The organism is Klebsiella sp. WOUb02, assembly GCF_050058015.1.
Lineage (GTDB): Bacteria > Pseudomonadota > Gammaproteobacteria > Enterobacterales > Enterobacteriaceae > Klebsiella.
This window is the reverse complement of record NZ_CP170106.1, coordinates 117,830-131,101: the sequence shown is the minus strand read 5'-3', so window position 1 is coordinate 131,101 and position 13,272 is coordinate 117,830. Positions and strand designations below refer to the sequence as shown.

Sequence of the window (13,272 nt, the reverse complement as noted above, 5' to 3'; positions counted from 1 at the left end):
CTACTCCAGATGCTTCCGCTTAAACTGGCCGGCGTCGATGTCATACTGCTTCATCTTGCGCCACAGCGTGGTACGCCCGATATTCAGCAGCTGCGACATCTCCTGGACCCGGCCGCTGGTGACGCGGGCGGCGTGGATAATCGCCTCTTTTTCAATGGCGCTAAACGTCAGGCTGGCGGGGAGCAGCGAAGAGGAGGTGTCGCTGCCGGTACGTTCGGTAAACAGGTACTCCGGCAGGTTGCTCAGGCGAACGTGCCCGTTGTCGCTGCTGATCGCGACGTTTTCAATAATGCTGTTCAGTTCAAAATCATTCCCCGGCCAGGAGTAGTTCACCAGCTGCGCCAGGGCGTCATCGTCCACCTTCAGGCGCGACGAGAAGCGCTTTTCCAGGCTCCGCAGACGGTTATGCACCAGCGAGGTGATGCTGTTGCGCCGCGCCCGCAGCGGGGGAATCACGATCTCAAACGAGTGGAGCGCGTAGTACAGCTGGCGGCTAAAGCGGTTCTGCTCCACCAGGTTGGCGAGGTCGACGGTGGTCGTCGCGATCACCTTCACGTCCACCGGGATCAGGCGCCGGGCGTCGAGGCGGGTTAATACGCCCTGCTTAATGACCTGCAGCAGCGCCGACTGCAGCTCCGGCGCCAGGTACTCGATTTTTTCCAGAAACAGGGTGCCGCCGTTGGCCAGCTCCAGCCGGCTCAGGCGGCCGTTTTCGTCATCGGTCGGCGCGCTGCCCATAAAATCCTGCCCGAGCGCGCCGTCGGCGTACAGCTGGCAGTTCACCGCGATATAGGGGCCGCCCGCCCGCTCGCTTTCATTATGGATGGCCTGGCTGAGCAGCTCTTTGCCGACGCCCTCTTCCCCGCACAGCAGTACCGGAAAAGCGCCTCTCGCCGCCTGGCGACCAAAATGAATCAGGCGCCGGGTTTCCGGATCGCCCGCCGACATCTGCTCAAAGGTGTGGCTCACCTTGCCCAGCTGGCTGGTCATCAGCTGGCGCATCTGTTCCACCGGGTGCAGCAGCAGAATAAAGCTGTTGCCCTGCTCTTCGACAATCGGCTTCAGCGTGATCACCGCATCGACAAACTGGTGCTGGCTTTCGAAGGTGACCTCCGCATGATTCAGCCCGCGCGCGTGCTTAATCGCCCGGCGCAGCAGCGCCGGCAGGGTCACCAGCTCGTTAATATTGCGTCCCTGGCTGGCCTGCGCGTCGAGATGCAGCAGCGTCGCGGCCCGCGCGTTGAGAAACTGCAGAACCCCCTGCTCGTTCCACGCCATCACCCCGTCATCCATGCTTTCCAGCAGGCCGTACATCTGATTAAGGTGCCGATTGGACTCGGCCAGCAGGCTGTCGGTGAGCAGAGAGTTGCCCACCTCGCGGGCAATCGCGAGGGTCAGCGATAAATCCGCCGTCGCCTGCTGCTCCGTCAGGCAGCACAGCGAGATCGAGCCAAACAGCCGGCCGTGGTTATCAAACACCGGCGTCGAGCTGAACGACCACGGCCGCAGCGCCTGCTTAAAGTGGCTGTCGCCGGCGGTTTTCACCGGCTGTCCGAGCATCGAGGCCAGGGAGAGCGCGCAGCTGCCGATAATGCTTTCCGCGCAGTAGCTGCCGTCACGAAAGCCCAGCCCGGCAAGCTGGTCAAGGGTTTGCGGATCGCCGCAGCGGCTGAGAATACAGGCGGACTCGTCGAGGATAAACAGCCCGCAGGGGCGGTTATCCATAAACTCCCAGGCATCCTCCAGCGCGGCCTGGCCTATCGTCAGCAGCGCGGTCTTACGCCGACAGATGGATTCAAACGTCAGCCCCTGCGCCTGGTGCGGCGCCTGCCAGGTTTCCCGCTGCATAAACTTGCTGCAGCGATGCCATGACTGGGTTATCACCGAAGAAAAGCTCTGAGTCTGCGCAGTCATATCCGTTTCCGCTGTGTTAAAAACGACCGGGTTAAAAACGACAACCCCTCCGGCAGAAGCTGCCGAAGGGGAGAAGAGGTCTCTTGACTCTCCAGAGAAGAGACTTAGCGGCACGCTATCACCGCGCCAGCCACTGCTGCCCCAGCAGGTCGGCGGTCAGAATCGCGGCGTAGACGCTGCTGGCGGTCACCGGGAACGGCATATTGTGGATGGTTTCGCCCGGCGCGCAGGTCGCCTGCGCCACGGCCGAAATTTTCCCTTCAATGCCCTCCTTGACGCCCATTTGCGCAAGGGTCACCGGCAGGCCCACTTTCTGGCAGAAGTTCAGCACCGTTTCAATCTCTTCCAGCGGGCTGTTTTGCAGCACCAGCTGGGTCAGGGTACCAAACGCCACTTTTTCGCCGTGGTACAGATGGTGGCACTCTTCCAGAATAGTAAAGCCGTTGTGGATCGCGTGCGCCCCGGCGAGGCCGCTGCTTTCAAAGCCGATACCGCTGAGGTAGGTATTGGCTTCGACGATGCGTTCCAGGGCATCGGTCACCACCCCCGCCTGGGCGGCAAGACGCGCCTTTTCCCCCTCGGCCAGCAGCGTATCATAGCACAGGCGCGCCAGGCTCAAGGCCGCCGCCGTGGACTGGCCGCCCGCCATGCTGGTTGCCCTGGCGTCAAAACAGGCCTTCGCTTCAAACCAGGTGGAGAGCGCATCGCCCATCCCGGCCACCAGCAGGCGCACCGGCGCTTTGGCGATAATCGCCGTATCCATCACCACCATATCCGGGTTTTTCGGATAGATCAGATACTCTTCAAACTCCCCCGCTTCGCTGTAGATAACCGACAGCGCGCTGGTTGGCGCATCGGTAGAGGCGATGGTGGGGATAACCACCACCGGCAGCTTCTGGTAAAAGCCGATGGCCTTCGCCGTATCAAGGGTCTTGCCGCCGCCAATCCCCACCACGCCGCGGCAGCCGTGCTGCTGCAGAATCGCGATCAGGCGGTTGATTTCCGCATGGCTGCACTCGCCGTTAAAGCGCTCGGCATGGCAGCTAATATTGTGGCTATGCAGGCCGTTAAGCACCTTGTCTCCCGCCAGCTTCATGACGAAGTCGTCGGCAATCACGAAAAAGCTGTCCGCGAGGTTTTTGGCGTACTCGCCGAACAGCGTGGATGCATCGGGTCCCTGGAGATATTTGGCTGGAGATTGAATAACTTTTAGCATTCCTTTCACCCTCAAATAAGAGCCTATCCCACCAGGCGTAATTGGCGTAGCCAGTTTGAACACGGACAGCTCGGAGAAACCGGAGCGTACACGTAGTACGTGAGGATTTCGAGCACTGCCCAGGTTCCAAATGGCAAGTAAAATAGCCCTAATGGGATAGGCTCTAAGTGCATGTTTTTACATAATGAGCCCTGGCGCCGCGTCGTTCAGCCTTCTGCAAATGAGGGGAACGGGGAGCGCTGCCGGAGCGATGCAACCACTGTAGGGCGAGCGGAGAACAAAAAAATCTTTCGCCTTTTTGTTCTGATATGGAACAGAGAAAACTTTTTTGCGTTTCACATTGAAACACTAATCGCGATGAAACGCCGGGATTGCGATCCCGATCCGCCCATTCGGCGTAAATTTACGCGTAATACAGCATAGCTCACCGGGAAATCGGCCGTCAGCAGCGGAAAAAAACGAAAACCCGCTTCGTCATCGGCCGGTTATCCGCATCGGGGCGGCGTGAAAAAAACCGCTCTGGGTCGCATTTTGCTTTTTTCTTCGCAATAAACGTTTCATTACGGAACATTTATCAGCAATCACGTTCCGGAATGAAACCCACTGCCGGCAGATTTTTTTTTTCGCTAACTCAGCCAGAATCACTACATCGCCGGACAGCGCATATCGGCTGGCGACCCCCTACACGATGACCGCCTCCGCCAGCAGAGAGGCGGCATCGAACCACTGCGACGGAGCATGAAGATGAAAAAACTAATTAATCGTGTCGAAGATGTCCTGAGCGAACAGCTGGCGGGCCTGGCGAAGGCCCATCCCGAATTAACGCTGCATCAGGACCCGGTGTACGTCACCCGCGCCGATGCGCCGGTTGCCGGAAAAGTGGCGCTGCTCTCCGGCGGCGGCAGCGGACATGAGCCAATGCACTGCGGCTACATCGGCCAGGGCATGCTCTCCGGCGCCTGTCCCGGGGAGATCTTCACCTCGCCGACGCCGGATAAAATGTTTGAGTGCGCGATGAATATCGACGGCGGCGAAGGCGTGCTGCTGATTATCAAAAACTACACCGGCGATATTTTGAATTTCGAAACCGCCGCCGAGCTGCTGCATGAGAGCGGCGTCAAGGTCACCACCGTGGTGATCGATGACGACGTGGCGGTGAAGGACAGCCTCTATACCGCCGGCCGCCGGGGCGTGGCCAATACCGTGCTGGTTGAAAAGCTGGTGGGCGCCGCCGCCGAGCGCGGCGACTCGCTGGAAGCCTGCGCCGAGCTGGGCCGCAGGCTCAACAACCTCGGCCACTCCATCGGCGTCGCCCTCGCGGCCTGCACCGTTCCTGCCGCCGGGCAGCCCTCTTTTGAGCTGCAGGATAATGAAATGGAATTCGGCGTCGGCATCCACGGCGAGCCGGGGATTGACCGCCGCGCCTTCAGCTCCCTCGACCAGACCGTGGACGAAATGTTCGCCACCCTGCTGGAAAACGGTACCTACAGCCGCACCCTGCGCCAGTGGGACCCGGCCAAAGGCAGCTGGCAGGACGTCCAGCAGAGTAAACAGGCGCTACAGAGCGGCGACCGCGTGATCGCGCTGGTCAATAACCTCGGCGCCACGCCGCTATCGGAACTATACGGCGTCTACAACCGCCTCGCCGAACGCTGCGAGGAGAGCGGGATCGCTATCGCCCGCAGCCTTATCGGTAGCTACTGCACATCTCTGGATATGGTGGGCTTTTCCATCACCCTGCTGAAAGCCGACGACGAGACGCTGGCCCTGTGGGATGCCCCCGTTCATACCCCGGCGCTGAACTGGGGCCATTAAGGAGCACAACATGTCACTGAACAGAACGCAGATAGTTAACTGGCTCTATCGCTGCGGCGAGATCTTTACCAAAGAGCGGGATTTTCTTACCGGGCTGGATAAAGAGATTGGCGATGCCGACCACGGCCTGAACATGCATCGCGGCTTCAGCAAGGTAGTGGAAAAGCTGCCTTCTATTGCCGATAAGGACATCGGTTTTATCCTTAAAAATACCGGGATGACGCTGCTTTCCAACGTTGGCGGCGCCAGCGGCCCGCTGTTCGGCACCTTCTTTATCCGCGCGGCCCAGGTAACCCAGGCGCACCAGAGCCTCAGCCTCGACGAGCTGTATCAGATGATGCGCGAAGGCGCGGACGGCGTGGTCAACCGCGGCAAGGCGGAGCCGGGGGATAAAACGATGTGCGACGTCTGGCTACCGGTCGTTGCATCGCTGCACCACTCCAGCGAACAGCATCTGTCGATGCAGGCCGCGCTGGATGCCGCCAGCCAGCAGGCGGAGATCGCCGTCCGCTCCACCATCACCATGCAGGCGCGCAAAGGCCGCGCCAGCTATCTCGGCGAGCGCAGCATCGGGCATCAGGATCCGGGCGCGACCTCGGTGATGTTTATGATTCAGGAGCTGGCCGCGGCAGCCAAAGAGTAAGGAAAAAGCGATGGTAAACCTGGTGATTGTTTCTCATAGCGCCCGGCTGGGCGAAGGCGTCGGAGAACTGGCCCGGCAGATGTTAATCGGCGACGGCTGCCGGCTGGCGATCGCCGCCGGGATTGACGATCCTGAGAACCCGATCGGCACCGATCCCATTAAGGTAATGGAGGCGATTGAATCCGTTGCCGACGCCGATCACGTGCTGGTGATGATGGATATCGGCAGCGCCCTGCTGAGCGCCGAGACGGCGCTGGATCTTCTCGATCCCGCCATCGCCGCTAAGGTTCGCCTCTGCGCGGCCCCGCTGGTCGAAGGTACGCTGGCGGCCACGGTCAGCGCGGCGACCGGGTCAACGATCGACAAGGTTATTGAGGACGCCATGAATGCGCTGGAGGCTAAGCGTGTTCAGCTGGGGTTACCGTCGCCCGCCCAGGCCGCCCCTGAGGCGACCCCCTTTGCCGGGGATGACGGCGCGCGGTCGGTTTCGGTGGTGATTAGCAACCACAACGGCCTGCACGTGCGTCCGGCCTCGCGCCTGGTGGCGGCGCTGGCCGGCTTCAACGCCGATCTGCTGCTGGAAAAAGGCGGGAAGTGCGTGGCGCCGGACAGCATCAATAAAATCGCGCTGCTGCAGGTGCGCCGCGACGACCGGCTAAGGCTGCTGGCCCGCGGACCGGATGCCGAGGCGGCGCTGGCCGCATTCCAGGCGCTGGCGGCGGAGAACTTTGGCGAGCAGCCGGACGCCGCCCCGGCGGCTTCCGCCCCCTCCACCGCTCGGGTCCAGGGGAAGGCGCTGTTTTACCCCCTGCCGCATGCCGAGCCGAGACGGCGAAACAGCGCCAATAGCGCCAAAGAGCAGCGGCGCCTGAAGCAGGCCATTGACCAGACCCTGGCGGATCTCAGCGCCCTGACCCGCCTGGCGGAGGAGCGCTATTCCGCCGATATCGCAGCCATTTTTTCCGGCCACCATACCCTGCTCGACGACCCGGACCTCTATGACGCCGCCTGCGCCATCCTGAGCAAGGAGCAGTGCTGCGCCGAGTGGGCGTGGTATCAGGTGCTGGTCGATCTCAGCCAGCAGTATCGCCAGCTGAGCGATAGCTATCTGCAGGCGCGCTATATCGATATCGAAGATCTTCTCCACCGTACGCTGCGCCATCTTCAGGGCCGCAGCGAGCTGCCGCTGGCGGTGAATGAACCGGTGATTATCATCGCCGATGATATCTTCCCCTCTACCGTACTGCAGCTCGACGCCCGGCAGGTCAAAGGGATCTGCCTGCAGGGCGGAAGCGACGTCTCCCACGGCGCGATTATCGCGCGCCAGGCCGGGATCGCCTGCCTGTGCCAGCAGGGCGACGCGTTAAAAACGCTGCACGGCGGCGATGCCATCACCCTTGATATCGCCGGCAAGCGCATTATCCGCGGGTAAGCCGTTACCTGCCCCACTGACCTTACGCCGGAGGCCCTGCCTCCGGAGATTTTTTTCGCTCAACCTGCAGGAACCGTTATGTCTCAATTCTTTTTTAATCAGCGCACCAGCCTCGTCAGCGACGTTATTGAAGGGGCGATTATCGCCAGCCCGTGGAATAACCTCGCGCGGCTGGAGAGCGATCCGGCGATTCGCGTAGTCGTGCGCAGCGATCTGAATAAGAGCAACGTCGCGGTGATCTCCGGCGGCGGCTCCGGCCACGAGCCGGCCCACGTGGGCTTTATTGGTAAAGGCATGCTCACCGCCGCCGTCTGCGGCGATATTTTTGCCTCACCGAGCGTCGATGCGGTGCTGACGGCCATCCAGGCCGTCACCGGCGAAGCGGGCTGCCTGCTGATCGTCAAGAACTACACCGGCGATCGCCTGAACTTTGGCCTCGCGGCGGAGAAAGCGCGTCGTCTGGGCTATAGCGTCGAGATGCTGATTGTCGGCGACGATATTTCGCTGCCGGATAACAAGCATCCGCGCGGCATTGCCGGGACCATCCTGGTACACAAAGTGGCGGGCTACTTCGCCGAACGCGGCCACAACCTGGCGACCGTGCTGCGCGAGGCGCGGTACGCGGCGAACAACACCTGCAGCCTCGGCCTCGCGCTCTCCAGCTGCCACCTGCCGCAGGAGGCTGAAGAGGCTCCGCGTCGCCATCAGGATCGGGCCGAGCTGGGGATGGGCATTCACGGCGAGCCCGGCGCTTCGGTTATCGCTACCCAGAACAGCGGGCAGATTATGCAGCTGATGGTGGAGAAGCTGACCGCGGCCCTGCCGGCAACCGGCCGTCTGGCGGTAATGCTCAATAATCTCGGCGGCGTATCGGTCGCGGAGATGGCGATCCTTACCCGCGAGCTGGCCAATACCCCGCTCCATCAACGCATTGACTGGCTGATTGGCCCGGCTTCGCTGGTCACCGCCCTGGATATGAAAGGCTTCTCGATTACCGCGATCGTGCTGGAAGAGAGCATTGAGAAAGCGCTGCTCTCCGAGGTGGAAACCGCCAGCTGGCAGAAGCCGGTTCAGCCGCGCGCCGTCGGCGTTATGCCCTGCTCGCTGCGCAGCAGCCGCGTGGAGTTCCAGCCTTCAGACCATAGCCTCGTGGCGGGCTACGTCGGGACGGTGACCGCCACGCTGTCCGATCTTGAGGCCCACCTCAACGCGCTGGATGCCAAAGTCGGCGACGGCGACACCGGATCGACCTTCGCCGCAGGGGCACGCGACGTGGCCGACCTGCTGCATCGCCAGCAGCTGCCGCTCGCCGACCTCGCCACCCTGTTTGCGCTGATCGGCGAACGCCTGACCGTGGTGATGGGCGGCTCCAGCGGCGTGCTGATGTCTATTTTCTTTACCGCCGCCGGGCAGAAGCTGGAACAGGGCGCCGGCGTCGCCGAAGCGCTGAACGCCGGCCTGGCGCAGATGAAGTTTTACGGCGGGGCGGACGCAGGCGATCGCACCATGATTGATGCGCTGCAGCCGGCGCTGACCTCGCTGCTGGCGGCGCCTGAGGACCTGCGGGCGGCGTTTGCCGCGGCCGAGGCCGGGGCGGAGAGCACCCTTCACGCCAGCAAAGCCAACGCCGGGCGCGCGTCGTATCTCAACAGCGACAGCCTGCTGGGCAATATGGACCCGGGCGCCTACGCGGTGGCAATGGTGTTTAAGGCGCTGGCGGAGCAATAGCAAGAGCCGGACCTTCCCGCAGATGCCTGCGGGAAGGTCCGGAAAGCAGGGAGTTTTGGCAATACGGCTCGGGATTGCGCGGCGCTTATTTACTGTGCCAGTAGGCCTGGGAGCGCACCAGTTGCGGGTCAATCTCCTCCCCTTTAAAGCGCTCAAGCAGCGATTTCACCACCGCGCCTTCGCCGGTTACCCAGATAAAGTAATCCTCAGCCGGGACGCTCAGCTGCGCCAGACGTTCGGCCACCGCTTCGGGGTTATGGCCCACCACCCACTCGATATTGAAGCCAGCAAACTCCGCCAGATAGTCTTTATAAGACTCATCGCCAATGGTGACGATCGCCGTCACCTGCGGCCGAACCGGCAGCCGGCTTAATGCCTGCAGGCGGCGAAGCAGCGCGGGCATGCCGGACTCATCGCCAACGTACAGCTGCCAGGCGTAGTCTTCCGGCACCACCAGCGAACCGCGCGGCCCGCCAATCACCAGCTTATCGCCGACGCTTGCCGCCAGCGCCCAGCGGCTGGCGATACCGCCGTCATGAATAAAGAAATCATAGGCCAGCTCGTGGCGTTCGGCATCGTACAGCGGCGTGTAGTCGCGGCTCGCCGGGCGCACGCCCTCGCCCCAGTCAATGCCTTCCTCCGTCACCTGCGGCGGAGTAAAGGTCGCGCCCTCCTGCGGGAAAAAGAGCTTGGTATGGTCATCAAACCCCTGCGAAACGAAACCATCCAGCGCTTCGCCGCCCAGCACGATACGCTGGAAGCCGGCGCCCACGCGCTCAACGCGCAGCACGGTGAGTTCGCGGAAACGGAGTTCGTTTTGTACGCGTTGCGGATACTGCGTTTTTTTCATTGTTGTCATCATCAGCGGCCTTCGTGAAATTAAATAGATATATCTAAACTTTCTGCAAATGATAATGATTGCCATTAAAAAAGAATGCAAGATCTTTTTTGATATAGCCTAACCAAAGGGCATAAAAGTCCAAAAAGTAATTTAATATCCTTTAATTTCAATATATTGAAATTAATATTTTAATCATTCTTGCCTGATGAATGTATTTAGATATAAATTAGATATATCAAAATAAGCAGGAGCTAACGATGCACAACCATCATGAAGAAGGGCACGACTCGCGCGAGCATCACGCTGAACATGGCGGGCGCAGAGGCGGCGGGCGGCGCCAGCGTTTCTTCGGCCACGGCGAGCTGCGGCTGGTTATCCTCGATATCCTCACCCGCAGCGCCAGCCACGGCTACGAGCTGATTAAAGAGATCGAGAGCCTGACCCAGGGCAACTACAGCCCAAGCCCCGGCGTTATCTATCCCACCCTCGACATGCTGCAGGATCAGGGGCTGATCGGCGTTGAAGAGGAAAACGGGCGGAAGAAAATCTCGATCAGCGAAGACGGTCGTCGCCTGCACGCGGAAAACCTGCAGCCTCTGGCCCATATTCAGGAGCGTCTTCAGGCGCGAATGGTCGGCTACGAGCTGCGCAAAAATCCGCAGATGAAGCGGGCGCTGGGAAATTTTAAAGCCGTACTGGATTTAAAAGTGAATCAGCAGGCCATCAGCGAAGCGCAGCTAAAGCAGATTATTGCCGTCATCGACCGCGCGGCGATGGAGATTTCCCAGCTCGATTAAGCCGTCGCCCCACGCTTCTGCCCCAGCGTTGGGCAAAACGCACCGCGGCGAAGCACGCGGCGTAACGTCCGCAGGGCGCATGCCGCGCCCGCTCAGGAGTAAAGCATGCCAAAAATATCGCTGGAAGATTAAATATTGCGCAATCGCGCTTTCACGCTGCGTTTATCCCGATTTTCAGCTCCTGCACCGAAGTGGCGTAATCCCTGCAATACTTAATTCAGTATCATGTGATACGCCCATCCCAGGAGCTCATTTTGAACAGGTTACCTTCCAGCGCATCGGCTCTGGCCTGTAGCGCGCACGCACTGAATCTCATTGAGAAGCAAACGCTCGATCATGAGGAGATGAAAGCACTTAACCAGGAGGTCAGGGAGTACTTTAAAGAGCACGTGAATCCGGGGTTTTTAGCGTATCGAAAATCTGTTACCGCTGGCGGGGATTACGGAGCCGTAGAGTGGCAGGCGGGAAGTTTAAATACGCTTGTCGACACTCAGGGGCAAGAGTTTATTGATTGTCTGGGTGGCTTTGGAATTTTTAATGTAGGGCACCGTAATCCAGTCGTTGTTTCCGCCGTAGAGCACCAGCTCGCTAAACAACCCCTTCATAGTCAGGAACTGCTCGATCCGCTGCGGGCCATGCTCGCCAAAACGCTGGCGGCCCTGACGCCGGGCAAGCTGAAATACAGCTTCTTTTCCAATAGCGGCACCGAGTCGGTCGAAGCGGCGCTGAAGCTCGCTAAAGCCTACCAGTCCCCGCGCGGCAAATTTACCTTTGTAGCCACCAGCGGCGCTTTTCACGGCAAATCGCTGGGCGCGCTGTCCGCTACCGCCAAATCGACGTTCCGTAAGCCTTTTATGCCGCTGCTGCCGGGGTTCCGTCACGTGCCGTTTGGCGACATCAACGCCATGCGCACGCTGCTCAGCGAGTGTAAGAAAACCGGCGATGACGTCGCGGCGGTGATCCTTGAACCGATCCAGGGCGAAGGTGGGGTGATCCTGCCGCCGCAGGGTTATCTCCCGGCGGTGCGTAAGCTGTGCGACGAGTTTGGCGCGCTGCTGATCTTCGACGAAGTGCAGACCGGCATGGGCCGCACCGGTAAAATGTTTGCCTGCGAGCATGAAAACGTCCAGCCGGACATTCTGTGTCTCGCCAAAGCGCTCGGCGGCGGCGTGATGCCGATTGGCGCGACGGTTGCCACCGAGGAGGTGTTCTCGGTGCTGTTCGATAATCCGTTCCTGCACACCACCACCTTCGGCGGTAACCCGCTGGCCTGCGCCGCGGCGCTGGCGACGATCAACGTTCTGTTGACGGAGAATCTGCCGGCGCAGGCCGAGCAGAAAGGCGATCTGCTGCTGGACGGCTTCCGCCTGCTGGCTCGCGAGTATCCGGAGCTGGTGAACGAAGTCCGTGGTAAAGGGATGCTGATGGCCATTGAATTCGTGGATAACGAAATCGGCTATGACTTTGCCAGTCTGATGTTCCGCCAGCGGGTGCTGGTGGCCGGCACCCTGAACAACGCGAGGACGATCCGCATCGAACCGCCGCTGACCCTGACCCTTGAGCAGTGCGATCTGGTGCTGAAAGCGGCGCGGAACGCGCTGGCCGAGCTGCGGGTTTCAGTGGAAGAAGCCTGAGGATAGTCAACAAAAAGCCCGGTGGAAGCGATATTCACCGGGCTTTTTTACGCCTGCCGGTCAGCTTTCCAATGCTATTCCGGCAGCAGGCCAATAAAGCTGCGCTTCTGCCGCGGCTGCGACATCATCTCATCCAGCTTCTCGACGCAGGCCAGATAGTGCGGCGTTTTTTTGTGCGCCAGCACGGCTTCGTCATCCTTATAGGCCTCGTAGATAAAAAACCGCGTCTTCACCTCCGGGTCCTGCAAAACGTCGAAGCGCAGGTTGCCCGGCTCCTGCAGCGCCCCTTCATGGTTCGCGCGAAAGACGTCGAGAAACTCGTGCACCCGCTCCGGCTTGATATTGATTTCGACCAGCGTCACGTTCATTTCAGCTCCCCCTGCTTCTCCTCCTGCCAGAACTGATACGCCTCGCGGGCGCTCATATTCTCGTGCACCACTTTCTTCACCGCCCTCAGCATCGCGCGCGGCGCGCTGGACTGGAAAATATTGCGTCCCATATCGACGCCGGATGCGCCCTGGTCAATCGCCCGCCAGCACATCTCCAGCGCCTCCTGCTCCGGCAGCTTTTTGCCGCCGGCGATCACGATCGGCACCGGGCAGCTGGCGGTCACTTTTTCAAAGCCTTCTTCAACAAAATAGGTTTTTACGAACTGCGCCCCCATCTCGGCGGCGATGCGGCTGGCCAGCGAGAAATAGCGCGCGTCGCGGGTCATCTCTTTACCAACCCCGGTGACCGCCAGCACCGGCATGCCGTAGCGGTTCCCGGCATCCACCAGCTTAATAATGTTGCCGATCGACTGATGTTCATATTCGCTGCCGATATAGACCTGCGCCGCAACCGCGCAGACGTTGAGGCGCAGCGCGTCCTCCATCGTTACCGCCACGCATTCGTTGGAAAGCTCGCTGAGGATTGAGTTACCACCGGAGGCGCGCAAAACCACCGGCTTATTGGTGGCCGCCGGTACCGTGCTTCTTAAGATCCCGCGAGTACACATCAGCACGTTGGTCTCAGCAAACAGCGGGGCGATGGAGAGATCGATCCGCTCAAGCCCGGTGGTCGGCCCCTGAAAATAGCCGTGGTCGAAGGCCAGCATCACCGTACGGTTGCTCTGCGGGTTAAAAATGCGCGCCAGCCGGGACTGCATCCCCCACTCCAGCGATCCGCAGCCCTTCAGCCCATAGAGAACGTTCTGCTGCGGTCGGCCCAGGCCGAAGTCCTTCCCCTCTTTGATATCGTCTAAATCTGCCAT

The 13,272-nt window shown here is 60.5% G+C and carries 11 protein-coding genes; 6 read left to right on the top strand and 5 right to left on the bottom strand.

Annotated elements, in window-relative coordinates:
- The gene (gene dhaR, locus ABOC21_RS02690; RefSeq protein ID WP_426812352.1) at positions 1-1,914 is read right to left on the bottom strand and encodes a dihydroxyacetone kinase operon transcriptional regulator DhaR; all 1,914 of its coding nucleotides are present in this window, start codon (positions 1,912-1,914) and stop codon (positions 1-3) included.
- Positions 1,915-2,032: 118 nt separating this feature from the next.
- On the bottom strand, positions 2,033-3,130 hold the full coding sequence (locus tag ABOC21_RS02685; RefSeq protein ID WP_426812351.1) for a glycerol dehydrogenase: 1,098 nt from the start codon (positions 3,128-3,130) through the stop codon (positions 2,033-2,035).
- A 744-nt stretch (positions 3,131-3,874) separates the two neighbouring features.
- Between ABOC21_RS02685 and dhaK the strand changes: the two genes are divergently transcribed.
- From dhaK to ABOC21_RS02665, 4 genes are all read left to right on the top strand, one after another.
- Positions 3,875-4,945 (top strand): dihydroxyacetone kinase subunit DhaK, encoded by a 1,071-nt coding sequence (gene dhaK / locus ABOC21_RS02680; RefSeq protein ID WP_426812350.1) that lies wholly within the window; start codon positions 3,875-3,877, stop codon positions 4,943-4,945.
- Between the two features lie 10 nt (positions 4,946-4,955).
- The gene (gene dhaL, locus ABOC21_RS02675) at positions 4,956-5,588 is read left to right on the top strand and encodes a dihydroxyacetone kinase subunit DhaL (RefSeq protein ID WP_426812349.1); all 633 of its coding nucleotides are present in this window, start codon (positions 4,956-4,958) and stop codon (positions 5,586-5,588) included.
- A 10-nt stretch (positions 5,589-5,598) separates the two neighbouring features.
- A complete protein-coding gene (gene dhaM, locus ABOC21_RS02670; protein ID WP_426812348.1) occupies positions 5,599-7,020 on the top strand; it encodes a dihydroxyacetone kinase phosphoryl donor subunit DhaM in 1,422 nt (473 codons plus the stop codon).
- Positions 7,021-7,098: 78 nt separating this feature from the next.
- On the top strand, positions 7,099-8,748 hold the full coding sequence (locus ABOC21_RS02665) for a glycerone kinase (RefSeq protein ID WP_426812347.1): 1,650 nt from the start codon (positions 7,099-7,101) through the stop codon (positions 8,746-8,748).
- Positions 8,749-8,833: 85 nt separating this feature from the next.
- Here ABOC21_RS02665 and ABOC21_RS02660 read toward each other — a convergent pair whose 3' ends face one another.
- The gene (locus tag ABOC21_RS02660; RefSeq protein ID WP_426812346.1) at positions 8,834-9,610 is read right to left on the bottom strand and encodes a siderophore-interacting protein; all 777 of its coding nucleotides are present in this window, start codon (positions 9,608-9,610) and stop codon (positions 8,834-8,836) included.
- 236 nt (positions 9,611-9,846) lie between these two features.
- Here ABOC21_RS02660 and ABOC21_RS02655 point away from each other — a divergent pair, with 236 nt between their 5' ends.
- Together ABOC21_RS02655 and ygjG are read left to right on the top strand one after the other, a co-directional pair.
- Positions 9,847-10,386 (top strand): PadR family transcriptional regulator, encoded by a 540-nt coding sequence (locus ABOC21_RS02655; RefSeq protein WP_426812345.1) that lies wholly within the window; start codon positions 9,847-9,849, stop codon positions 10,384-10,386.
- A gap of 254 nt (positions 10,387-10,640) precedes the next feature.
- Positions 10,641-12,020, top strand: coding sequence for a putrescine aminotransferase (ygjG, locus tag ABOC21_RS02650; RefSeq protein WP_426812344.1), 1,380 nt, complete (start codon positions 10,641-10,643; stop codon positions 12,018-12,020).
- A gap of 74 nt (positions 12,021-12,094) precedes the next feature.
- Here the strand turns inward: ygjG and lsrG are convergent, their stop codons facing one another.
- Together lsrG and lsrF are read right to left on the bottom strand one after the other, a co-directional pair.
- Positions 12,095-12,388, bottom strand: coding sequence for a (4S)-4-hydroxy-5-phosphonooxypentane-2,3-dione isomerase (gene lsrG, locus ABOC21_RS02645; protein WP_426812343.1), 294 nt, complete (start codon positions 12,386-12,388; stop codon positions 12,095-12,097).
- Complete coding sequence (gene lsrF, locus ABOC21_RS02640; protein WP_426812342.1) at positions 12,385-13,272, bottom strand: 3-hydroxy-5-phosphonooxypentane-2,4-dione thiolase; 888 nt, start codon at positions 13,270-13,272, stop codon at positions 12,385-12,387. Before lsrF ends, lsrG begins: the two co-directional genes overlap by 4 nt.